Here is a 24,447-nt window from a genome sequence, read left to right on the forward strand (position 1 = left end):
AAAATAGGAAAGATAAGGATAGTGCCATTGTCCATTAGCCGTAGAGTGATGGCAATCTAAACGTAAAAAAGGCCTCCCGAGGGAAGCCTTTTTTGTCTCATTTTTGTGCAATGGCTTTTCGAATGAGTCGATTAACCTTCTCGTTCGATTCGCTTGGTAATGATGTACTGTTGCAAGATCGACAAGCTGTTGTTGGTCACCCAGTAAAGGACAAGACCCGCAGGGAACCACAAGAAGAAGAAGGTAAAGGCAATTGGCATTAGCTTCATGATCTTCGCTTGCATTGGGTCTGGCGGTGTTGGGTTCAACATTTGCTGACCGAACATACTTAGACCCATCAAAATTGGCAGGATAAAGTATGGGTCCATGACAGATAAGTCATGAATCCAGAAGATAAACGGAGCATGACGTAGCTGTACCGATTCCATCAATACCCAGTACAAAGACAAGAAGACTGGCATTTGTACTAAGATTGGCAAACAACCACCCAATGGGTTGATTTTCTCTTTTTTGTACAGCGCCATCATGGCTTGCGACATCTTCTGACGATCGTCTCCGTACTGCTCTTTTAACTTGGCGATTTCTGGTGCAAATTTGCGCATTTTCGCCATGGAGCGGTAACTTGCTGCTGACAGTTTAAAGAACACCAATTTTACACAGCATACGATAAGAATGATCGAGAAGCCCCAGTTGCCCACAACGGAGTGGATAAAGGACAACAGACTAAAGATCGGTTTTGCTAAGAACCATAACCAGCCGTAATCAACTGTCAGATCAAGGTTTGGCGCGGTTGCTTCAAGGTGTTTTTCAAGCTTAGGCCCAACATAGAAGGTGGAGCTTAATGTTGCTTTTTTGCCTGGTTCGACGTCAACCCGTGGGCCAACAAAACCGATCAGGTTAAAGTCCCCATTGGTACGTGCTTGCAGAGTGAAGTTTTGACCTTGTTCAGGTACCCATGCGGTCACAAAGTAGTGTTGTAACAGCGCTACCCAGCCTTTATCTGCAGATACTTTGACAGGCTCTTCTTTCATTTTGTCGAAAGAGATTTTGCTGTATTTGGTATCGTTATCAGAAATGGCGCCGCCTAAGTATGGGTGTAGGCCCATATTAGTGGATTGACTTGGATCCGGTGAATTATCGCGTTTGATCTGGCCAAATAGATTACCACGCCATACTTTGTTCGTGGTGTTATCAATGGTCATCATCTCTTTAATGCGATAGTTACCTCTGGTGAAACGGAAGGTCTTGGTGTATTTCACTCCGTTCGCACCCGTGTAGTAAAGGTTCACATTTAAAGCGTCTTGGCCTTTTTCAAGGGTATAAGACGTTTTCTCTGTTGTATAAACAGGACGTCCTTTCGATGAGGCATCAGGTCCATTAGGTCCGATCAAACCACTTTGTGTGACGTAGACATGTGCGGCTGTGTCTTCAAGAATCACAAAAGGAGCGGGTTTGCCCAAGACTTTTGTGTATTTTGGCAGTGCAGCACCGACTATATCACCACCAACAGGGTTAATATCGACACTTAGCGTATCCGTTGTAATGTGGATGAGCTTACCGGGTGCAACTTTCGTTACATTGTCAGGTATTTTGCTACTGGCCGCATTCGCATTGTGGTGAGCGTCTGGTAAATCAGTTTCTGATTCTGATTGCTTGATTGTTTCAGCGGTTTGCTGAGTTGTTTGAGCTGCGCTTTGCTTGGACTGAGGACCATAATCGTGGTTCCACTGTAAAAACAGTAGATAGCCAGTGATAAAAAGCGCACCCCATAAAAAGTAACGTCTGAAATCCATGGTATTCAACTAATTTGTTTGGTTGGACAATGGGTTCGCAGAACCCTTTTAAAAAACACGCGCTATTAAACCAGCCTTTGACGGTTTTTTCAGCTTATTTCTGTGTTGAGTGCGTGCGTTTTTGGTTTGAGGTCGTTTTTTTCGACTTCTTCGCCAATTGATCCCAAGCTTTAGCTAAGCGTTTATGCAGCGTTGGGTTATCTAACTCTTTGATTCCCTGACGAGATAAAAAGATGATATCCATACCGGCTAATAAGGTTTGGTTATGGCGAAAGGAATCGCGTACCAAACGCTTGATACGATTCCGGCCTACCGCACGTTTATCCGTTTTTTTGGCCACAATCAGACCCAAGCGAGCTTGATCATCTTTTCGTTTACGTGCCAATAAAAGGAATTCGCCTGCGAAGACTTTGGAGGAGGTGTCGTTAAAGACGGATTGATAATCCTCGGCATTCAGTAATCTGACATGCCGAGGAAAACAATATTCGGTCATCAGCGTGCTTATGCGCTTAGAGCCTTACGACCACGAGCACGACGACGAGCAATCACTTGACGTCCGCCTTTAGTCGCCATACGAGCACGGAAACCATGGTTGCGTTTGCGTTTTAGAACGCTAGGTTGAAAAGTTCTTTTCATGTTAATTCTCTCACTGAATGCAGTGTTTGAGTTTTGAGGGTTAGCATTCGCCAAGCCTCGACAATTGATACGAAATCAGGGCGCGGATTTTAGAGCCTTTCGCCAATGAATTCAATGACTACTCATCATCTATTGTTAAAAAATTAACCACACATTTGATTAACCTTTTACTCACAAGCTTGTACATCTTTAGTGGATAAAAATATTTTTTCCTTAAAAAGTTATTCACAAAGGGTGTATAAAATTCAGTTATGTGTATAAATATCAAAAAGTTACTAACATTTTGTATTGTGCAAAACCTTTCAGACAAGGTGCGGTTAATATGTGTATAAGTAGTTGTTTTATGCACATCAAAAGTGGTTTACCTACAGGTGTGCATAACCTTGACTGTTATCAACAATGATGATGTCTCTTAGGGGTTTTTGGATTTTTTTCTATTTATATGTGGATAACTTGCGGTGAGAAAGGTAAAATCCGCTTCTTATCTGTCACTCAATCAGGGAGTACGCCTACAGTGTCTTTGGAGCATTGGAATCTTTGTCTGCAGCGCTTGCAGGAGGAGTTTTCCACATCGCAGTTCAATACTTGGATTCGTCCATTGCAGGCAGAAATGACGCCTAATGGGGAATTATGCCTTCGCGCGCCGAATCGTTTTGTGTTGGATTGGGTGAGTAACAAATATCAAACGCGTATTAAAGAGCTCTTATCCGAGTTTGCTGGGAGTGATCCTGCGGCAACTTTACGCTTTGCCGTAAAAGAACAAAACTTCGCTCAGGCGAATCAAGCTCCTCCGCCCCCTCCTACCCCTGTTGAACCCGTTTCCAGTCCGTTAAATAATGATGTGGCTAATGAGTCTGGCTATCGTCCAGGTTTTGGTTTGATGGATGGGGAACAGAGTCAACATGCGGATTTGGAATTTGAAGCGCCGCTAACCTTATCGGATACAGGCTTACGTGAAAGTGACTTAGAGCCTTACGAGCAAGGCCAGTTACCCCTTACTCCTCCTAATCGAAAAGTGGAAGTAGAAGGCGGTATCAATCACGGGGCGAATCTGAATAACTCTTTTACCTTTGACAACTTCGTTGAAGGGAAATCCAACCAATTGGCTCATGCGGCCGCGTTACAAGTCGCTGAAAACCCTGGTGGAGCCTATAACCCCCTCTTTATATACGGGGGGGTTGGTTTGGGTAAAACCCACTTAATGCAAGCGGTGGGAACCAAGTTAATGCACCACAATCCGAATGCGAAGGTTGTGTATCTGCATTCAGAGCGGTTTGTGGCGGATATGGTTAAGGCATTACAGCTGAACGCTATTAACGACTTTAAGCGCTATTATCGCTCGGTCGATGCGTTACTGATTGACGATATTCAGTTTTTTGCGGGTAAAGATCGTACTCAAGAAGAGTTTTTCCACACCTTTAATGCCTTATTGGAAGGGGGGCAACAGATGATACTCACCTGTGACCGTTATCCAAAAGAGATTCAAGGGTTAGAAGATCGTCTTAAGTCCCGTTTTGGCTGGGGATTGACGGTGGCGATTGAACCACCAGAATTAGAAACGCGTGTGGCGATTTTGATGCGTAAAGCGGACGAAAGCGGCGTGAAGTTATCTTACGAGTCGGCTTTCTTTATCGCTCAGAAGATTCGTTCTAATGTGCGAGAATTAGAAGGCGCATTAAAACGTGTCATTGCCAACTCGCATTTTACGGGGCGAGCGATTACGCCGGATTTTGTAAGAGAGTCATTAAAAGATCTTTTGGCCTTGCAAGACAAGTTGGTGAACATTGATAATATCCAACGCATCGTGGCTGAGTACTACAAGATCAAAATCAGCGATTTGTTGTCAAAACGTCGCAGCCGGTCTGTGGCCCGTCCTCGTCAGGTGGCCATGTCTTTAGCGAAAGAACTGACAAACCATAGTCTGCCAGAAATTGGCGATGCCTTTGGTGGTCGCGATCATACGACAGCACTGCACGCGATTCGTAAGATCAAAGAACTTCAAGACACGGATTCGGATATCCGTGAAGACTACAAACAATTGATGCGAATTTTGACGACCTGATGGTCTAAGACTTTGATTTAACGGGGAAAATAATGAAATTTTCAGTTGTCCGAGAGACACTTCTTAAGCCACTCCAACTGGTGGCAGGCGTTGTAGAGCGCAAACAGACTATGCCTGTTTTGGCCAATGTGTTGGTCGAAGTCAAAGATCAAACATTGACGCTGACTGGCTCTGACTCGGAAGTAGAATTGATTGGTCATGTGACCTTAGATGAGTGTGAAGAAGGTCGCATTACCGTACCGGCTCGTAAGCTAATGGACATTTGTAAGAGCTTGCCCGATAGTGCGGTGATTGAATTTACTTTGGATGATCAAAAAGCCGTCATTCGTTCGGGCCGTTCTCGCTTTAGCTTGTCCACGTTACCTGCCGATGAATTCCCGAACATTAAAGACATGCAAGGTGAATTGACCGTTTCTGTGGCGCAAAATAAAGTACGTCGTTTGATTGAGCGTACCGGATTCGCCATGGCCAACCAAGATGTACGTTATTACTTAAACGGCATGTTGTTTGAAGTGGCAGATGGTCAGCTTCGTGCGGTCTCAACCGACGGTCACCGCCTGGCAACGGCGGTAGAAGATGCTCAAGTCAGTGGCGATCTCACTCAAGTGATCGTACCTCGTAAAGGCGTGTTGGAATTGAACCGTTTGCTAAACGACAGCGACGACACGGTTGAATTAACAATTGGTACCAACCACATTCGCGCTCGTGTGGCGGAATACGTTTTCACTTCGAAATTGGTTGATGGCAAGTTTCCAGATTATCATCGGGTTATTCCACAAAAGAACGAAAAAATTGTTATTGCTGATCGTTCGGAATTGCGTCAAGTCTTCTTGCGTGCCTCGATTTTGTCGAATGAAAAATACCGTGGTGTGCGTTTGATTTTATCGAATGGCATGTTGCAAGTATATGCAAACAACCCTGAGCAGGAAGAAGCGGAAGAGTCCGTCTTGGTGCAATATCAGGGCGATAAACTGGAAGTCGGCTTCAATGTGGGTTACTTGCTAGACGTTTTGGGCGTGTTAGATTCGCAAGAAGTGCGTTTGTCACTCAGTGACTCTAACACCAGCAGTGCTTTGATCGAAGAAGCACAAAGCCATGCAGCACAATACGTTGTGATGCCTATGCGTTTGTAATTCACCCCGTGATTCCTCGCACTGAAACCCGCTTGCCAAGGCAAGCGGGTTCTCTTTTCTTTGATTTAGGTTAGCCCTATGCCGCTGGTTCGTTTGGACATCTCTCATGTTCGTAACCTCGCGAGTGTGCGTTTTGAGCCCTCTTCTCAGGTGAATATTATTATTGGTGAGAATGGCAGCGGCAAAACTTCCGTATTAGAAGCCATCCATCTGCTCTCGTTTGGGCGCTCTTTTCGTAGTCATAAACACAAAACCTATATTCAGCATGAGCAAGATTCTTGCCTGGTATTTGCGCAACTTCACAATGAGCATGGCCGCCCTACGCCCGTTGGCTTACAGCGCCATCGGGATGGTCAAATTGAGGTGCGTATTCAAGGAGAACGGGCACAGTCAGTGATCGAACTGGCAGAACGTCTTCCTGTGCAGCTGATTAACCCCGATGCCTTTCGATTATTAGAAGGATCCCCCAGTGTTCGACGCCAATTTATTGACTGGGGTGTGTTCCATTTTGATGGGAGCTTTATTCGCGCTTGGCGAGGTTGGCAAAAAGCATTAAAACAGCGGAATACCTTGCTCAGACGTGGTAAAATCTCCCCTAGTTTGTTGGCGGCTTTCGATCAGGAATTAATCCGTCTTGGTGAGCAAGTGAATGGGTCGCGAAAAGCCTATGTAGAGCGCTTAACGCCGTACTTTTTGCAGGTATTGTCGGTATTAAATGCCGAGTTGGCTGTGAGTTTGCAGTTCTACCAAGGCTGGGATTCACAAAAGACGCTGCAAATGGCGGTTGAAGCTGGGCGTGAGCGCGATATTGAGTTGGGTTATACCCACTCTGGGCCACAAAGAGCGGATTTACGTGTGAAGAGTGCTGGCGGGGATGCCTTAGACACCCTCTCCCGTGGCCAACAAAAGCTGGTCGTCTCAGCGCTGAAAATTGCCCAAGGGCAATTGCTGATCGAAATGGGTCGGCCGCTGGTGTTTTTAGTGGATGATTTACCCGCAGAGTTGGATGCCAACCATCGACAAAAATTGTGTCGTTTGTTGGAGTCGTTAAACAGTCAAATTTTTATTACCAGTGTCGGGCCAGATACCACGGATTTTACGTGGGCCGACACCACAGACGTTCGTCACTTTTCTATGAATAACGGCGAATTGTCCTTATCGAGCAAAGGTTTTCAGGAGAGTTAAATGAGTGAAAATAATTACGATTCGTCCAGTATCAAGGTGCTCAAAGGGCTTGATGCCGTTCGTAAACGTCCCGGTATGTACATCGGTGACACGGACGATGGTACGGGTCTGCACCACATGGTGTTCGAAGTGGTTGATAACTCCATCGATGAAGCCTTAGCAGGCCATTGTGACACCATCACGGTACTGATTCATCCGGACGAATCGATTTCTGTGTCAGACAATGGTCGTGGTATTCCGGTTGATATGCACGAAGAAGAAGGCGTCTCAGCTGCCGAAGTTATCATGACGGTTCTCCATGCTGGTGGTAAGTTTGACGATAACTCATACAAGGTATCGGGTGGTCTTCACGGCGTGGGGGTTTCGGTTGTCAACGCCCTATCCGAAGAACTGACGTTAACCATTCGTAAAAACGACAAAGTCTACGAGCAACATTACAAGCATGGTGTGCCACAAGCGCCTCTTGCGATCATTGGAGACTCGGATGGCAAAGGCACAACGGTTCACTTTAAGCCCTCTGCCGACACCTTTACTAATATCCTGTTCCACTATGACATCTTGGCAAAACGCCTGCGTGAATTGTCCTTCTTAAACTCTGGAGTAGCCATCAAATTGAAAGATGAGCGCACGGGTAAAGAAGAATTCTTTAACTATGAAGGTGGGCTACGTTCTTTTGTTGAGCATTTGAACACCAATAAAACACCAATTAATGACATCTTTCACTTTATTTGCCAACGTGATGACCTAGAAGACGGCATCGCTGTAGAAGTGGCGTTACAGTGGAACGAAGGTTTCCAAGAAAACATCTATTGTTACACCAACAACATCCCACAACGTGACGGTGGTACTCACTTAGCGGGCTTCCGTGGTGCTTTGACGCGTACCTTGAACAACTTTATCGAATCTGAAGGTCTGGCGAAGAAACAAAAAGTTGCCACCACTGGGGACGACAGCCGTGAAGGCTTGACCGCCATCGTATCGGTAAAAGTACCTGATCCGAAGTTCTCTTCTCAGACCAAGGACAAATTGGTGTCTTCTGAGGTGAAAACCGCCGTAGAACAGGAAATGAGTAAGCGTTTTGCTGAATACCTGCTTGAAAAGCCAAACGAAGCGAAAATCATCGTTAACAAGATGATTGATGCCGCCCGTGCCCGAGAAGCGGCGCGTCGAGCTCGTGATATGACCCGCCGTAAAGGTGCCCTAGACATTGCTGGTTTGCCTGGAAAATTGGCAGACTGTCAAGAGAAAGACCCAGCGCTTTCTGAAATCTACCTAGTGGAGGGTGATTCTGCGGGAGGGTCTGCCAAGCAAGGACGTGATCGTCGTACTCAAGCGATTTTGCCTCTGAAAGGGAAAATTCTGAACGTTGAGAAAGCTCGTTTTGACAAAATGTTGTCCTCTGCCGAAGTGGGTACTCTGATTACCGCCTTGGGTTGTGGTATTGGACGCGACGAATTTAACGCTGATAAATTACGCTACCACAGCATCGTCATCATGACCGATGCCGACGTGGATGGTTCGCACATTCGAACCCTACTGTTGACCTTCTTTTTCCGTCAAATGCCAGAAATCATCGAACGTGGTCATATCTTTATTGCCCAGCCACCTTTGTTTAAGATCAAACGTGGTAAGCAAGAGCAATACATCAAAGATGAAGCGGCCATGGAACAATACTTGATTGAAGTGGCGTTAGATGGCGCGCACATGCACGTGAATGAAGAAGCACCTGGTATTCAAGGTGAACACCTGACTAAACTGGTGCGTGATTACATTAAAATTGAAGCCGATATTGATCGTCTGGCTCGTGTGTATCCAAAAGATGTGATGGGTAAGCTTCTGTACTGTAAAGCACTTACTCAAGAGGATCTAACCGACGAAGCAACGGTCATGGAATGGGTCGAAGCCATTCGTAACCAAATGCCATTGGACGCTCGTACTGGCTTCCGTTTTGATTTCTCTGTTGAGAAAGACACTGAACGTAACTTGTTCTTGCCTGTGGTGGATATCATGTCCCATGGTGTGTCTAACCGTTATCGCTTTGAAGCGCCTTTCTTCAGCTCACCTGAATACAAACGTATTGTCGCCATGTCTGAAACCGTAGCGGAATTGTTTGGTGAAGAATCCTTCATTCAACGGGGTGAGCGTCGCGAAAAAGTATCCACCATCAGTGATATGAAGGCGTGGCTGATGAAAGAAGCGTCTCGTGGTTTAACCACACAGCGCTATAAAGGATTGGGTGAGATGAACGCCGATCAGCTTTGGGAAACCACCATGGACCCAGATGCCCGTCGTATGTTGCGTGTTACCATCGACGACGCCGTCGCCGCCGACCAAATGTTCACTACCCTAATGGGTGATGAAGTAGAACCGCGTCGTAACTTTATCCAAGACAACGCCTTAAGTGTTGCCAATCTAGACGTATAACCATTCGGCTTATAGTCTGATTAAAAAAGCGGTTAGAGTGAAAGCTCTAACCGCTTTTTATGGACGTTGTTTTATTTGTTTTCAATGGATTGAGGATTTCTTCAGGAAAGACTATGTATATCTTCCTTAAACAATCCATTGTCTTAAAATATTCAACGCAACAGGTGTAAATGGAACTAGTTTTCCATTATGTGGTTTGGTCATGCTATCAATCAAGTCACTTAATAGTTCATCGTCGTCTAACCCATCATCTGGATCTATACCATTTTTCCATAGAATTCCATCGACAAACCGTTTTCGCCTTTCTATCAATGCTTTATTGTTCTTTTCATCATCACCTAAATTAAGAATTTTAATCGATGTTATAGCATCCTCTGAAAGTCCTTCAACACGACCACTTATTTTAAACTTTAATTCCGTTTCACACTCATCCATAAATGGTGTTACAGGTAATGCTTGGGATTGGTGAGAATCATCACATTGACCAAGTGTTCTACAGCTTGCAACGATGTTTGTGAAATCTAGTGTTCTATTTGGGTCAAGTTCTCTTGCTACAACATGCTCATTCATTGTATCGGTACTTCCTCCCGATATAGCTTGGCAACAATAGGCGCAAAGAAAAAATTGCTCTTGTGTACACGCCGTTCTAATATCCTGCCTTACTTCTCTACACTTTAATGAATCATCCATTTGATGGTAGCGCTTATTTGGATTTTTACGTTTCCATTGAGTCAAACTAGGTGGTTCGTAGCCGACTCTTTTAGCTATTTTTCTCAAGGCGTAATTCCTTTTTACGGAGGAGTATTTTTGCTTTCGCTATTTCAATATTTTGTGTAGGTAAATCTTCTTCAAGAGTAGTCAGTAACTGTTTAGCTTTGAAAAGTGAGTCATCGTTGTTGATCTCTTGAATAGCATCAAGTAAATCATTTAGTCTCGAATGAACTTTAGCGTTGCGGATGTCTGTATCCATTACACCAAGTAATATACTATTTGCATCTTCACCATAGAGTGGAGGTAGCCGTGTTACATCAGCTTCACTAATGAGATAAGTTAGTACATTTTTGCTATCGCTGATAACCAAGGGTGAATGGGTTGTTAGAACAAACTGACAGTTAGGGAAGGTCTTGGTGAGTTGGTCTATTAAGGTTCGTTGCCATTTTGGGTGAAGGTGCATATCAACTTCATCAATTAAAACGATTCCATCACCCAATAATGGGTTTTCAAGGCTAGGGTTCATCACTGCCAAACGTCTTGCGATATCTCCAATGAGAGCCATTAAAGATTTTTCACCTTGAGACAATTGGGCAACGTCTAATGTCTCTTTATTTTTGTCCACAGACATATGAAGTCGAGGCTTGCGCCTAACTCTCAAATTAGACAATTCAGGCATAAAATTATAGATGGCTGAACGTACAGCTGTTAATTGTCTGTCTTTTGTTGATGCTCTGTAAGCCGCTAGTTTTGACCATGTTTCTTGATCATCACCGAAGACTAGCCTTAATTGCTCAAGAGCCTCATCGGGGAGACTTAACTCGTTTTCTGTGTCTTCCCTTTCTCTAAACCATTCGAAGAATCTTCTAAAATCGACACCTTGACTTAAAGATTTATCATATCCATCTAATTGCAAAAAAGTATGCTTATCTTTAATTTTTAATGGTATATCGATAACGACCCGTTCTACTGAGTAAAAAGCCATCAAAGGCAAAGAGGTTTTTTCATCGCTTGAGAGCAGAGTTCGATAATGATCGGCAAGTTTTGTGACACCTAAATAATCACTTTTAAATTCCCCTTTACGTCCTTTACGAGGTTTCGCAACTCGCCAAGGAAAGTAACTTGAATCATTAGAGTTGCCTTTTTCATCGCCTTTATGACTTTTGAAATCGTGGACATCTAAATCAATAGCCGCTGCATTTTTTCCATTTTTAATAACGAGCTCTGGGATCTGACTACCGTTGCCAGATTCACTCTGAATACGAGCAACCAACCAGCTTAATGACGTCGCTAGAGATTTTAAAATAGAGGTTTTACCTGAACCATTATTGCCAACAAACACGGTTACATTGCTATCAATGGTGTCGAGCGGTGCTAATTGTATTTCCAGCTTATCAAACCGACCAATGTTGTGTAGTGTTAATTGCTTTACTTCCATTAGAAAATCATCTCAAAAGTTTGAGTTACTTTAACTCGACTGCCATATGTTCACAACATTGGTGTCGGCTCTTTTTAAGGACACTTATAATATGATACCAAAATGAATCTTCTGTGCACTTACGTGGGCGTGTCTTGCTTTCACTCTGGTGTTGCGCGAGGCTTTTAGGGCTGAGCATTCAGTCCGGTCCGTTCAAAGGAAAGATTCAAAGGAGAGTATGATGAAGATTGATTTTACAGGTAAAACGGCATTGGTAACGGGATCTACTCAAGGGATTGGGTTTGCCACGGCTAAGTTGTTACAGGAATCTGGCGCGACGGTGATCGTTAATGGACGGTCCGAAGAGAAAACACAGCAAGCGGTACAGCGCTTGGGTGGAAATACCCGAGGTATTGCGGCGGATCTTGGTTCTAGTGAAGGCTGCCAAGCTCTGGTCGAGGCTGCAGGTGATGTGGATATTCTGGTCAATAATGCCGGTATTTTTGGGATGAAAGACTTTTTCGAAACCGATGATGAGGTTTGGGACGAATACTGGCAAGTCAATGTGATGAGCGCTGTGCGTCTTTCCCGTGCGTTTGCTCCCGCTATGATGAAAAAAGGCTGGGGGCGAATCGTGATACTGGCTTCTGAATCGGCCTTTAATATTCCTTATGACATGATCCATTATGGCGTTACCAAAACCGCCGATGTGTCCTTTGCCCGTGGTTTGGCGAAGCGTCTAGCGGGTACAGGGGTGACGGTAAACTCTATTTTACCCGGCCCGACTATGTCGGACGGGGTAGAAAACATGTTATCGGGCCCAGCAAAAGAAAGTGGTAAATCCATTAATGAAGTGGCGGCGGATTTTGTCATGCAAGCTCGCCCCAGCTCGATTATTCAACGCATGGCATCGGTGGAAGAAGTGGCGAATATGATTGTTTATGTGTGTTCTGATCTATCATCTGCCACAACGGGCGCCAGCCTCCGCGTCGATGGTGGGGTGATGGATACGTTATAAAAGATATTCTGATATCGCTTCACCGTATTACGATTTAGGTTACTGATACCACCATAATAGGTTTCCTAGGTGTAAACCTATTTCAGGACGGGACAATCATTAATAAAAAAGCCATTCGATTGTTTTGAATGGCTTTTTTATTGGTATAGATTCTTCTGCCCTACACATCGACTATATGTGCTTATCTGATACCCCCCAGCAAGAGATTGAAATCCGTCTAGTGTAATCCGGTGTAATTTCTATCTTCTAAAAAATGGTTTAGTTTTTTATCACATGGAAAATGTTATTTCATGGACTTAAAAAGGACTAAAAAAATGAGCATAAATGATCATCTAAAGGGGGCTTCTCGCTGCCCTTTTCATCAGACTGAAACGCCGCAAAATGGAGTGAATCAAAGCGCTTCCCCCTTTGTTCCAGATTATAATATTCCTTTGCTCGCGCCTGGAGGTGGTGATAATGACGCCGAGCAATTAGCGAAATTAGGGCCACTCAGAAAATTAATTGGTACTTGGGTAAGTAATCGATTTAGTGGCTACAATGTTATGCCGATTCCACAAGCCACGGCATCAAATGGCTTTATCGTCAAAAACTTTTATTATTACGAAGTGGTTACCTTTAGTGCCATTTTAGGCAAAGTTGCCAATCGGGGCGGTGTTGAGGAACAAGACTCATATACGATATTTTATGAACAGCGCGTCTTTTTTGCTGAAGGCGAACAACGTGACAAACTGGTTCATGCTGAAAATGGTTCATGGTCGCATTTTATCAAGGGGCCACAAGGCCAAGGTATACTGAATACAAAGCCAAATATCCCAAGCCCACCAGCGCCTAATCCAATTTTACCACAAAATCCTGATACCTCTGTGCTTAAACAAATTTCTGTTCCCCATGGGAATTCGATTTTGGCATTGGGAGGCTGCCGAATTATTGATGGTGCTCCTACCATAGAAAATGAAAATGCTCTTCCAATCAATACCCCTAGTGAATTTAACGCTGTATATGGGCCTAATATTCCAGAAAACCCAAATGTTAACCCGAATATTGTATTGCAAAAAGCATTAAGCAATATCACTCCACATAACCCTATTGTACAAACTCATGTAATTGAAGTGAATAGCGATAATAATGGTGAGGTCAGTAATGTGCCTTTTATTAGGGAACATGCCGATGTAAGCAAATATACGAATACGATTTGGATCGAAGAGTTAGCGAGTGGCTTTTTGCAATTACAATACTCACAAAATATTACCCTTTCTTTTCCAGCCCTTAGTACCAAAAAGAATGAGTATTTATTCCCTCACGTAACGGCTAATACACTTTATAAAGTATGTTAATAAACTGCGTGTAATAAAGTTTTATACTTATGGTCAGAGTAGTAGGTTGTTAAGTAGTTCTGATTATATGGCATAAAAATCTCAGGATAATAAAACCTGAGAATAATGAAATCATCTGTATCTATTATTTTAAAAGGACAAGGATATGAGTGAAGTAACCATAAAAGATTTGCAAATTCAGTTAACTGCATTAACGTCAAAAATTGAAGAGTTGGAGAAAAATTGTCAGCCTTTAGGAGGGGTTGTTAAATGTGAGACCTGTGACACTGGATCGTCTTATAACCTATACTGCTGTGTAGTATGCGCGCCAGCGCAGTGCTTAACTTGCTCTGCTACGCAAAAATGCGAGCCGTCGCCTGTGTATTATTGCGTTCCCTGTGTGATTAACTTCTGCGCATTATGCACACCAGCCCAATGCGTCACCTATGCCCCTACGACACACTGTGTCACCTGTGCGTCTGCTCAATGCGTAACTTGTGCGTCAAGCCAATGCGTAACTTGTGCGCCAAGCCAATGTGTAACTTGTGCGCCAAGCCAATGTGTAACTTGTGCGCCAAGCCAATGCGTAACTTGTGCGCCAAGCCAATGCGTAACTTGTGCGCCAAGCCAATGTGTAACTTGTGCGCCAAGCCAATGCGTAACTTGTGCGCCAAGCCAATGTGTGACTTGTGCGCTAAGCCAATGTTTGCCATGTATTGTGTCTTTGTGCGCGACGAGTTATGGAAATAATCCATACGCTTTATGCGCTCCATGCCCAGTGACGTTATGTGCGACGAATTACGGAAACAACCCTTGTGCCTTGTGCGTTCCATGTATTGTGACGTTATGTGCAACGGGATATCAGTGTAGTCCTTGCGCCGCGAGCTATCAGTGTAGTCCTTGTGCAACGGGATATCAGTGTAGTCCTTGTGCAACGGGATATCAGTGTAGTCCTTGTGCAACGGGATATCAGTGTAGTCCTTGTGCAACGGGATATCAGTGTAGTCCTTGTGCAACGGGATATCAGTGTAGTCCTTGCGCCGCGAGCTATCAGTGTAGTCCTTGTGCAACGGGATATCAGTGTAGTCCTTGTGCAACGGGATATCAGTGTAGTCCTTGCGCAGCGAGCTATCAGTGCAGTCCTTGCGCAACGGGATATCAGTGCAGTCCTTGTGCAACGGGGTATCAGTGCGTTCCTTGTTCCGTGACCTTATGTACTTGTTAATGTCATGAATTAAGGGAGTATACAATCTAATTTAAGCTGTATTGACGATAGTGTTTGTCGCTTAAATTACTTGATGTATCGCCCTACTTTTACTGTCTATAAATAAAGTAGGGCTGATACTTTTATGGATGAATGAATATGAAAAAAATTCGACTCTCTCCTGCAGCAACGTTTGTAGAGAATTCTAATGGGGTTTTATTGCAATCCGATTTGGGGGATTTCCAATTACACGGTCAAGATGTGAGTGATTTTATTCGTCATATCTATCCGTTGCTAAAAGGAGATTACAGTGCACAAGACATCTGTGAAAAACTCCCTCAGTACGCTGATTCAAGTATTCACTCTTTATTATCCCTACTTGAGAAAAATGCATTAGTTGAAGAAATCAGTGATGCCGAGTTATTTTCTCCGCCTTGGTTACCTCATGAGCGTTTTTTGCGGGTTTGGTCATCGCCGGAAAAGTGTTCTAGTCACGATCTGAAAGAACAGCATATTTTGGTGATCGGTTTAGAGCCTTGGGCCATTACCATGGTTGAAGAACTAGCAAACACTGGCGTTGGACATATTCATTTGGTGGATAATGATGTTCTGACCAACGAAGACATACTATGTAATCGCTTTTTATCGCAACAAGACTTAGGTAAGTCGCGCGCAGAAGCCTTACGCGCTGCACTTTGTGAGCGTATAAATTGGTGTAACATCACCTATGAAACTTTGTGTTTAGATAAGCAACAAGCATTCACACTTGAGTATTCATCGAAGTGGGATTTAGCGGTGGTTGCTTTGAGTAAAAGTGCTCAATTTTGGTTACAGAAAACCGCTTATTATATTCATGAGCAAGGGATTCAAACACTATACGGTAATTTGGATGGCCTAGAATCTTGGGTTGGTCCTGTCGTGAAAACAGATGAAACGCCCTGTTGGAATTGTATGCGCCTACGGCGCTTAGGTACTGCTGCTAATCCACAAATCGCTCATGAGCTTGATAAAGTGGCGGTGACGAAACAAGCCGGTCGTGCGCGTACTATGCTTAGCTCCATGAGTACACTGACTGGACAACAGATGGCAATGGAGGTGTTAAAGCTCATGCTTAACTATACGCCATCCAAGTTAGCAGGTAAGGTCAGTGTGAAAAACCTGATTACAGACGAAACTCATCTCCATACCATTATACCTGTTCCTTGGTGCGAGATTTGCCATCATGATAAATCAAAACTTAATGATCAACCTATTCATAATCACCCAGAAAATCCTTTAAATAACGTAACCAGTATTGAGCAATTGAAAACCTTGCTGGAGGGGTGGATTGATCCGGTGACAGGTATCATAAGGCAATTAAGTGGTCACTCTCCTCATTTGCCAGATTTTCCAGTGACCGCATCGGCAGGTGTTGCTACTTTTTCTGCCGGACATTTTGATCCTCGCGCTATGGGGCACGTTGGTTCAGGGAAAGGGCTGGATGAGATTTCAGCACATATTAGTGCAGTGGGTGAAGCGATTGAGCGTTACTCGGCGGCACGCTTTCGAAAGTCAGCCTGTAAGTACGCTGCTATTAAGCAATTAACAGGTGAGTTTGTGGATCCTGACGACCTAGTGCTTTATTCCCCATCGCAGTATCAGTCGATGAATTTTCCTTTTTCAAAATGGCGAAAAAATCAAAAAATCCATTGGACGCAAGGTTCCTGGATTGGTACTCAGCGCTCAGTTTGGGTACCCGCTTTGGTGAGTTATTTTAATTTTGAATGCCCTCATGAAGAACAATTTAGCCAAGTGTCTTCCAATGGATTGGCGGCTGGGCAGAGTCATGAGGATGCTGCTATTCGTGCTACCTATGAGTTAATTGAACGGGATGCCATGATGTTAACCTGGTACGCTCAGCTTCCATGTCAAAGATTATCAATAGAGACTCAGTATCAAGGTAAAATGCGGCTTTTGATTGATGACATTGTGAGTCAAGGGATCGAACTAGAGCTTTATCTATTGGATGTTGGTATCCATGTGCCAACGGTTGTCTGCTTAGCCTTAGGCGACGGTATGCGCTCCCCTGCTGTTTCTGTCGCCTTGGCTACTCACGGAGACATTCATGTGGCCATGCGTAAAGCTCTGCTGGAGCAAGGACACGTCATGCCTTATTTATGCCATCTGATGAGGTCGGGTCATAAATTGCCACGGCATGTTCATGAGGTACAATCATTGGAAGATCATGCGGCTTACTATTTTTCGAGTGATAAAAAGTCAGCGTTCGACTTTATGCGTCAGCCATTAGAACAAGCCATTGAACCAGCCCAATGGGACTTTCCTGTGGTTGCCAATATCGATGACTTACGTCAACGGCTACTGGCTGCCAAAGTGGATGTGGCTATTGTCGATGTTACTTCACCTGACGTGGCATTAAGTCCGTTTAAGGTAGCTCGTGCCGTGGGCGTTAATATGCAACCTATCCATTTCGGCGAGCAATTTAAGCGCGTAAATAACCCTCGGCTGCGCCAGCTACTGAAAGGTCAGGCCGTTAATGCCAACCCCCACCCAATTGCTTAACCAAGGAAGAAAGAAGATGAGAATACTCGTTTGTGGCACCAATTATGGGTCAACCTATATTAGAGCTCTCGCCATGAGTCATGGCTCCATGACATTGGTTGGCATTTTATCAACCGGTAGCGCTCGCTCGAAAGCCTATGCTCAACATGTACAGATCCCCCATTATTCCAATATAAAAGATATCCCTGATCATTCCGTTGATATCGCCTGTGTCGCTGTACCTGGTGAGGCAGGACAAGTTCTGGTGCTTGCCTTGTTGGAAAAAGGTATTCATGTGCTATGTGAGCACCCTATTGGTGCCTTGCAAATGCGCAAGGCGCTAGAGTTAGCTCAGAAGAAACAGTGTGTGTTTCAGGTAAATGCGCATTTTTCTGATTTATATGCCCCGCAAGCGTTTTATAACGCCCTGCATGTAGCACGCCAAGCGGGTGAGTGTTTACACTATGAACTCTCCGTTAATTTAAGGACCCTGTATTCAGGGTTGGATTTGCTAGGACGAGCATTAGGGACCCTCAAAGGGATATTAGTTAGTCCCCCAGCAGACCCTAACGCCCTTTTTGTTAACCTGACTTTATCCGGCCCTTCCGTTAATGTTTCCATGCTATGCCAAAATTTCGCTTCAGAGGCTGATGATGGTTCTGCCACACTCATTAACCATCGAATGAGCGCCACTTTCCCCCATGGTAATTTGCTTTTAGCCGAAACGAACGGTCCTGTCCTTTGGTTTCCCTCTCCTGTTTCTATGCCAGCTGATCAGTGGCAAAACTACTTACCTGTAGATTTAGCCGTTCTGAAACAAGACCAATTGATGGGACAAAGGGATGGAGCGAACTTAGCAAAAATACAAGCTATGGAATCGACTATACAAGGAGGCCCCACGCCTTTAGAACAAGAGCCAGAGTATCTATTACAACTGTCTGCCTTATGGGAGGAAACGTTAGCCACCTTGCAACCTGAGTTAGCATAAGCTTGTTGGACTGGAGGTGATGGGTTTGGTGGCTTATGCTGTAAGGGCCATTGTGTTACGAAGAGGTGCTGTGTTTACAATGAATAATGAGTAACAGTTTTATTTATTGTAATAAAATAGGAACAATAAAAGAGCCACTTCACTTCCTGTTAGACGTGGCTCTTTTTGTTGATAGCGGTCAGCGTTTACAGTGCGGCTTTAATACTGTCTTCGATGGGGGTCGTCGGACGGCCGATGAGAGTAGATAGATCCTTGCTGTTGCTAAATAATCCGCCTTGAGAAGCGCCTGTTTCTGAGTTCGCTAAAATCGCTGCAAAACCTTCTGGTAAACCAGCACCAACCAGAATTTTAGCGTATTCGGCTTCTGGGACATTTTGGTAGGTGACGGTTTTACCTGATACCTTGCTAATGGCTGCGGCGTATTCGTTGAGAGTAAAGGCGTTATCACCAGCCAATTCATATACTTTGCCAGCTTGACCTTCTTTAACCAATACGGCTGCCGCTGCGGCCGCGTAGTCTGCACGTGCTGCGGTAGACAGTTTTCCATCTCCAGCACAGCCAACCACACCGTATTCTAAGGCTGTCGCGACGCCCATGGTGTAGTTTTCTGAATACCAACCATTGCGAAGCAATACATAAGGCACGCCAGAGTCCGCTAACAGTTTTTCGGTTGCAACATGTTCTTCTGCCAAAATAAGCGTAGATGTATCGGCGTTCAAAATACTGGTATAAGCAATGAGTGATACCCCTGTTTGTTTGGCGGCATCGATAACATTGCCGTGTTGAGGTGCACGTTGTCCTACTTCGCTAGAAGAGATCAATAGTACTTTATCGACCCCTTCCATGGCGGCTACAAGTGAATCAAGGTCGTTGTAATCGGCCTGACGAACCTGAATACCTTTCTCTTTTAAATCCGCGTTTTTCTCTGGGTTTCGAACCGCGGCAATGATTTGATTTGCTGGGGTGGTCTTTAACAAGTTATCAATCACCAAACGGCCTAATTGGCCTGAAGCGCCTGTAATTAACATCATGAGTTTTTCTCCTTTTCGTTTGAATCTGTTAAGGATAGAATATATCACTAACAAACTTTTAGTAAGTACATACAAAAAGGTAAGTATGAAAAATAATTCGATCCTTCCCTCCATAGAGGAAAACAAAACAGTAAAGAAAAACTCAGACATTGCCCATTCGTTTGAGCGGGGGGATGTGTTTTCCGATAAGTGTCCTTCTCGTGCGGTACTCAACCATGTGACTAGCCGTTGGGGGGTATTGGTATTGGTGGCGTTAAAAAATGGTCAAGTTCATCGTTTTAGTGAATTACGCCGTGCGATTAACGGAGTGAGTGAAAAAATGCTCGCCCAGACTTTGCAGACGTTAGAGCACGATGGCTTTGTACTGCGGACATCTTACCCAGTCGTTCCGCCTCATGTGGAATACAGTTTGACCTCTTTAGGCTTTGAAGTCAGTGAGCGTGTCGCGGCACTGGTAAATTGGCTAGAAGATAATATCCTTCTTATTTTAGAGGGAAAAACTCAAGTACAGTGATGGTAAGGTTTAATAAGGGGGAAGCGGAAGGCGCTTTGATAAAATGGCCACTTTATACTTTCTTTCAGCAGTTTGGAGTAAGTAAGCACTTACTCCAAATCTCTGTTTATTTACTAATATTTATGTAATATTGAGATAGCAAACGCAGATAGGTCTGTATAAACGTCGAAATAAAAATCGATGTCTTTGTACTGCGTTTCACGTCCTTTTCCTGTTAACACTAGTACAGGAGAACAGCCCCGAGCCCTACCTGCCTCTAAGTCCCGTAGTGAGTCGCCGACCATAATGGCTGGGGTGGTTTCGAAAGATAAGCCTAGTTTGGTTTCAATGGCTTCAATCATGCCACTCTTTGGCTTGCGACAATTGCAATTGTCATCAGGACCATGCGGGCAATATTCAATGCCAGCGATTGTGCCGCCTTCTGCTTCCACTAACTGAATCATTTTATCGTGCATGGCTTGTAATGTTGCTTCGTCATAATAGCCACGCGCAATGCCTGATTGGTTGGTGACCACAAAGACCTGAAATCCGGCTTTGGACAAGGCGGCAATAGATTTGATACTGCCTGGCAGTGGGATCCATTCGTCGACAGACTTCACATAGGCATCGGAGTCCTGATTAATGACACCATCTCGGTCTAGTAGAATAATCGGCTTAACTTGCGCCATGTTATGTCCTTTCGCTGTTTGTTGAGTAAAATGAATACGTTCTCTTTGATACTATGCTATTGCTTATCACGAATGTTGGTGAAGCTGGCTTTGCGACATGCCAAGCTCAAATCAATGGGAGCTAGGCCTATGTCTAAGCCGCGCTTGCCGCCGCTCACATACACTTTTTTCAGTGCTTGGGCGCTGTCGTCAATACAGGTGGTTAAGCTTTTCTTTTGCCCTATCGGACTAATCCCACCGACCAGATATCCTGTTAGTCGTTCTGCTTCTTTGGGGTCTGCCATACGAAGCTTTTTAACCTTGAAAGCTGCTGCTGCACGTTTTAGGTTTAAGGTACCAGTGACAGGAACAATCGCAACAAAAAACTGTTTGTCATCGCTCACTAATAAGGTTTTAAACACGTTGTTGGCATCGATGTTAAGCTTCTCGGCGGCTTCTTCTCCAAAATTAGTACAATTTGGATCGTGTTCATATTCATGGATTGAGAAGTTGATTTTAAGCTTCTTCAATTGATTGATGGCTGGTGTCATTTGCTTTCCTATCTATTCTTTTACTAACTTTTCTCTTGTCATGCTAATCCATGTAACCGTTACTTTTGCCAAAACATTGGTGTGAATAATACCAGCAAAGTAAAGACTTCTAAGCGCCCAAGTAACATGGCAAAGCACAGCATCCATTTTGCCGAATCGTTGATGCCTGCATAAGTACTGGAGACACTGCCTAACCCGGGCCCTAAGTTATTGAGAGTCGCCGCTACAGCTGACCATGCCGTTACTTGGTCAACGCCTGTTGCCATTAGCCCGACCATTAGTATGACATACACCAATAGATAGGCAGAAAAGAATCCCCATACTGCAGAAACCACACGCTCTGGAATGGCTTTTCCGCCTACTTTCACAGGAATGATCGCGTTGGGGTGAATCAAACGCTGGATCTCTCGTAGGCCCTGCTTAAGGATTAAGAGAATACGGATGACCTTCATTCCTCCCCCTGTGGAACTAGCACAGCCTCCTGCAAAGGAAGTGATGATCAATAAGAAAGGTAAAAAGTGAGGCCAAGTGGCAAAGTTCGCTGTGCCGAAGCCTGAGGTGGTGGCAATAGAAACCGACTCAAAGACAGCGTAGCGTAGTGACGTGCCCCAATCATAGGTTGAGGTCATTCCTAATACGATCACTGATAAGGTAATGGTACAGGCCAAAATAAACAAGAAGAAGCGTGCTTCAGGATCTGCTAGATAGTGCCAAACGCTTTTATGGCGCCATGCATGAAAATGTAATGCGAAGTTAAAAGCGGAGACGATCATAAAAAAGGTAGCGATCATCTCGATGCTAATGCTATTAAAATAGCCAATACTATCGTCGTGTGTCGAAAAGCCACCAATTGCTACGGTAGAAAAGCTATGGCAAATGGCATCGAATACATCCATACCCGCTAACCAATACCCAAGAGCACAGAGGATGGTTAGTGTGGCATAGATGTACCACAGTGCTTTGGCTGTTTCAGCAATACGAGGGGTTAATTTCGAGTCTTTAACAGGCCCTGGTGTCTCGGCTCGATAGAGTTGCATGCCTCCGATTCCTAACATAGGCATGATGGCAACCGCCAATACGATAATCCCCATGCCTCCTAACCAGGTTAGTAATTGGCGATATAACAGGATGGATTTAGGCAAATTGTCTATGCCCGTTAGAATAGTGGCCCCTGTAGTGGTGAGACCAGAAACCGACTCAAACAGAGAGTCGGTAAAACTCAGATCAGGCTGCGTGGCGAGAAAGAAAGGTACAGAACCAAACAAGCCTAGTACCGTCCAAAATAACACCGTAATTAAAAAGCCATCACGGATTTTCAACTCTCCGCGGTTTTTCCGTACCGGAAACCAAAGTACAAAACCACATAAGAGATTGATGGCCATAGCATATAAAAAAGAGTCTAACTCGCCATCGTGATAAATCAGGGAGACAATAATGGGTGGCAAGATCGATAGGCTAAACACCATGACCAATAACCCAATGACGCGTAAAATTACTCGAAAATGCATATTCGCTTCCTAGCACCTGATTGTCTTGAAAGTCTTACTCTAATTTTCTATTGGATGAGTTTTCTAATTTAAGACTCGCAACCCCTTTAAAAGAAAGACAGCCCAACTTGGAATAATTGTTCAACCGCAGGGATTTGCTTTTTGTTGGAGACAAAGATGATGACATGATCCTCTGCTTGAATGATGACATCCCCAGTTGCCAAAATCACATCGTCCTCACGTACAATCGCCGCGATGGTAGCGCCTTCCGGTAAGTTCACTTTAGCTATGCTTCTACCGACTACTTTGGAAGATCGATAATCACCATGTGCTACTGCTTCCAGTGCTTCTGCGGCCCCTTTTCGCATGGAGTGTACGTTGACGACATCGCCTCGACGGATATAAGTTAGCAAGGAACTGATTGTCGTTTGTTGGGGCGAAATGGCGATATCGATCATGCCTTCTTGGACGATGTCCACATAAGCGGGGTTATTGATGATGGTCATAACCGTGCGCACGCCCAATACTTTAGCCAACATGGACGACATGATATTCGCTTCATCGTTGTTGGTCAGCGCGCAGAATACATCAGTAGACTCAATGTTCTCTTCCTGTAAAAGCTCTTTTCTAGAAGCATCGCCATTTAGCACTATGGTCTTATCCAATGTTTCGGATAGATAGCGGCAACGTTCTGGATTACGCTCAATGATTTTTACACGATATTCTTTTTCAAGACTGTGGGCCAGACGCTCACCAATGTTACCACCACCGGCGATAATGATACGACGGTATGGTGTATCAAGGGGACGTAACTCACTCATGACATCCAACACATCTCGCTGCGCTGTCAGGAAAAACACTTCATCGTTGGCATGAATCCGTGTGTTGCCATCGGGTTTGATCGATGCGCCATCGCGATAAATCGCCGCAATACGTGTCTGAATTGACGGCATGTGCTCTCGTAAATAGCTGATGGGTTGATCGATCAATGGACCGCCCTTTTCGGCTTTGATGACCACAAGTTGTACTTTGCCATTGGCAAACTCCATCACCTGTAGTGCACCAGGGTAACGAATCAAACGGCTTAAATGTTTGGTGACTTCTTTTTCCGGACTGATTCTGACATCGATCGGGAGCGCTTGATCACTGAATAATTCGGGGTATTTTGCATAAGCACTGGAGCGTACTCGGCCAATCTTGGTCGGTGTTTTAAACAAAGTGTGAGCCACTTGGCAAGCGACCATATTGGTTTCGTCTTGGTTACTAACGGCAATGAGCATATCCGCGTCATTACACCCTGCCTGCTCGAGTACATCTGGATGTGAACCACTTCCTTCGACCGTTTGGATATCGAGCCGATCTTGTAATTCTCTAAGGCGGACTAAATCCGTATCAATAACCGTAATGTCGTTGTCTTCATTCGCGAGGTTTTCTGCGAGCGTTGCGCCAACCTGGCCTGCTCCGATAATGATGATTTTCATAGTCTGCCTTAAAGCACGTCTTATTTATATTATCTAACTTAATGGTAAATGGTGTTAGGGCCATACGATATGCCCTAAACTCATACTTCCTATATGTTAGGCTTAATGCTCTTTACATCAAAATAATAATTAGCGGTATAAACTAGAAAAGCACAAAAAAATTCATGATCCTTAGTCCTAGGATGAGAGTGCTGGATCTGGATCGAATGTCGGGACTAAGGTAGAGGTGTTTCACATGGAACGTATCTATCTTAGTCCTTTCCTTTCTTACCCCTAAATACCTAAGCTGGTATTAGACTTTTAGCAGTTTCCAT

At 44.4% G+C, this 24,447-nt stretch carries 20 protein-coding genes; 9 read left to right on the forward strand and 11 right to left on the reverse strand.

Translation table 11 applies throughout. The annotated features are described in order from the left end of the window. Positions 1-131: 131 nt before the first annotated feature. The 3 genes from yidC to rpmH form a co-directional block, all read right to left on the reverse strand. Positions 132-1,793, reverse strand: coding sequence for a membrane protein insertase YidC (gene yidC / locus MSP8886_RS00955; RefSeq protein WP_067011789.1), 1,662 nt, complete (start codon positions 1,791-1,793; stop codon positions 132-134). Between the two features lie 94 nt (positions 1,794-1,887). Continuing rightward, a complete protein-coding gene (rnpA, locus tag MSP8886_RS00960; RefSeq protein ID WP_067011791.1) occupies positions 1,888-2,286 on the reverse strand; it encodes a ribonuclease P protein component in 399 nt (132 codons plus the stop codon). A gap of 8 nt (positions 2,287-2,294) precedes the next feature. Next, positions 2,295-2,429 carry a 50S ribosomal protein L34 gene (gene rpmH, locus MSP8886_RS00965; protein ID WP_013663328.1) on the reverse strand — a complete coding sequence of 45 codons (135 nt, stop codon included), beginning with the start codon at positions 2,427-2,429 and terminating at the stop codon, positions 2,295-2,297. A 514-nt stretch (positions 2,430-2,943) separates the two neighbouring features. On the opposite strand from rpmH, the gene dnaA reads away from it, so the two are divergent. The 4 genes from dnaA (at position 2,944) to gyrB (ending at position 9,233) form a co-directional block, all read left to right on the forward strand. Continuing rightward, a complete protein-coding gene (gene dnaA / locus MSP8886_RS00970) occupies positions 2,944-4,491 on the forward strand; it encodes a chromosomal replication initiator protein DnaA (RefSeq protein ID WP_067012930.1) in 1,548 nt (515 codons plus the stop codon). A 32-nt stretch (positions 4,492-4,523) separates the two neighbouring features. Then, positions 4,524-5,624 (forward strand): DNA polymerase III subunit beta, encoded by a 1,101-nt coding sequence (gene dnaN / locus MSP8886_RS00975; RefSeq protein WP_067011793.1) that lies wholly within the window; start codon positions 4,524-4,526, stop codon positions 5,622-5,624. Between the two features lie 78 nt (positions 5,625-5,702). Beyond that, on the forward strand, positions 5,703-6,809 hold the full coding sequence (gene recF, locus MSP8886_RS00980) for a DNA replication/repair protein RecF (protein ID WP_067011795.1): 1,107 nt from the start codon (positions 5,703-5,705) through the stop codon (positions 6,807-6,809). Continuing rightward, positions 6,810-9,233 (forward strand): DNA topoisomerase (ATP-hydrolyzing) subunit B, encoded by a 2,424-nt coding sequence (gyrB, locus tag MSP8886_RS00985; RefSeq protein ID WP_067011797.1) that lies wholly within the window; start codon positions 6,810-6,812, stop codon positions 9,231-9,233. A 126-nt stretch (positions 9,234-9,359) separates the two neighbouring features. Here the strand turns inward: gyrB and MSP8886_RS00990 are convergent, their stop codons facing one another. Then, positions 9,360-10,010, reverse strand: coding sequence for an HNH endonuclease family protein (locus tag MSP8886_RS00990; protein WP_067011798.1), 651 nt, complete (start codon positions 10,008-10,010; stop codon positions 9,360-9,362). Beyond that, complete coding sequence (locus MSP8886_RS00995; RefSeq protein ID WP_067011800.1) at positions 9,994-11,382, reverse strand: AAA family ATPase; 1,389 nt, start codon at positions 11,380-11,382, stop codon at positions 9,994-9,996. The genes MSP8886_RS00990 and MSP8886_RS00995 overlap by 17 nt, the downstream gene beginning before the upstream one ends. A gap of 217 nt (positions 11,383-11,599) precedes the next feature. On the opposite strand from MSP8886_RS00995, the gene MSP8886_RS01000 reads away from it, so the two are divergent. Next, on the forward strand, positions 11,600-12,379 hold the full coding sequence (locus MSP8886_RS01000) for an SDR family NAD(P)-dependent oxidoreductase (RefSeq protein ID WP_306455620.1): 780 nt from the start codon (positions 11,600-11,602) through the stop codon (positions 12,377-12,379). 314 nt (positions 12,380-12,693) lie between these two features. Next, positions 12,694-13,713, forward strand: coding sequence for a heme-binding protein (locus MSP8886_RS01005; protein ID WP_067011804.1), 1,020 nt, complete (start codon positions 12,694-12,696; stop codon positions 13,711-13,713). A 446-nt stretch (positions 13,714-14,159) separates the two neighbouring features. On the opposite strand, the gene MSP8886_RS01010 is transcribed toward MSP8886_RS01005, so the two are convergent. Then, on the reverse strand, positions 14,160-14,405 hold the full coding sequence (locus MSP8886_RS01010; RefSeq protein WP_067011806.1) for a hypothetical protein: 246 nt from the start codon (positions 14,403-14,405) through the stop codon (positions 14,160-14,162). 650 nt (positions 14,406-15,055) lie between these two features. Here MSP8886_RS01010 and MSP8886_RS01020 point away from each other — a divergent pair. Both MSP8886_RS01020 and MSP8886_RS01025 read left to right on the forward strand, forming a co-directional pair. Next, the gene (locus tag MSP8886_RS01020) at positions 15,056-17,455 is read left to right on the forward strand and encodes a TOMM precursor leader peptide-binding protein (RefSeq protein ID WP_217491314.1); all 2,400 of its coding nucleotides are present in this window, start codon (positions 15,056-15,058) and stop codon (positions 17,453-17,455) included. A gap of 16 nt (positions 17,456-17,471) precedes the next feature. Then, entirely contained in the window at positions 17,472-18,422 is a 951-nt protein-coding gene (locus tag MSP8886_RS01025; RefSeq protein WP_067011812.1) for a Gfo/Idh/MocA family oxidoreductase, read from the forward strand. A gap of 185 nt (positions 18,423-18,607) precedes the next feature. Here MSP8886_RS01025 and MSP8886_RS01030 read toward each other — a convergent pair whose 3' ends face one another. Continuing rightward, positions 18,608-19,453: an SDR family oxidoreductase gene (locus MSP8886_RS01030; RefSeq protein ID WP_067011814.1), complete on the reverse strand. Its 846-nt coding sequence runs from the start codon at positions 19,451-19,453 to the stop codon at positions 18,608-18,610. Positions 19,454-19,538: 85 nt separating this feature from the next. Here MSP8886_RS01030 and MSP8886_RS01035 point away from each other — a divergent pair, with 85 nt between their 5' ends. Continuing rightward, the gene (locus tag MSP8886_RS01035) at positions 19,539-19,967 is read left to right on the forward strand and encodes a winged helix-turn-helix transcriptional regulator (protein ID WP_083200702.1); all 429 of its coding nucleotides are present in this window, start codon (positions 19,539-19,541) and stop codon (positions 19,965-19,967) included. A 113-nt stretch (positions 19,968-20,080) separates the two neighbouring features. On the opposite strand, the gene gmhB is transcribed toward MSP8886_RS01035, so the two are convergent. The 4 genes from gmhB to trkA form a co-directional block, all read right to left on the reverse strand. Next, positions 20,081-20,635, reverse strand: coding sequence for a D-glycero-beta-D-manno-heptose 1,7-bisphosphate 7-phosphatase (gmhB, locus tag MSP8886_RS01040; protein WP_067011816.1), 555 nt, complete (start codon positions 20,633-20,635; stop codon positions 20,081-20,083). Between the two features lie 56 nt (positions 20,636-20,691). Beyond that, a complete protein-coding gene (ybaK, locus tag MSP8886_RS01045) occupies positions 20,692-21,165 on the reverse strand; it encodes a Cys-tRNA(Pro) deacylase (protein WP_067011818.1) in 474 nt (157 codons plus the stop codon). Positions 21,166-21,224: 59 nt separating this feature from the next. Then, positions 21,225-22,673 (reverse strand): TrkH family potassium uptake protein, encoded by a 1,449-nt coding sequence (locus MSP8886_RS01050; RefSeq protein WP_067011820.1) that lies wholly within the window; start codon positions 22,671-22,673, stop codon positions 21,225-21,227. Between the two features lie 86 nt (positions 22,674-22,759). After that, a complete protein-coding gene (gene trkA / locus MSP8886_RS01055; RefSeq protein WP_067011822.1) occupies positions 22,760-24,133 on the reverse strand; it encodes a Trk system potassium transporter TrkA in 1,374 nt (457 codons plus the stop codon). Positions 24,134-24,447: the final 314 nt, after the last annotated feature.

It is taken from the genome of Marinomonas spartinae (assembly GCF_900089775.1).
Taxonomy (GTDB): domain Bacteria; phylum Pseudomonadota; class Gammaproteobacteria; order Pseudomonadales; family Marinomonadaceae; genus Marinomonas; species Marinomonas spartinae.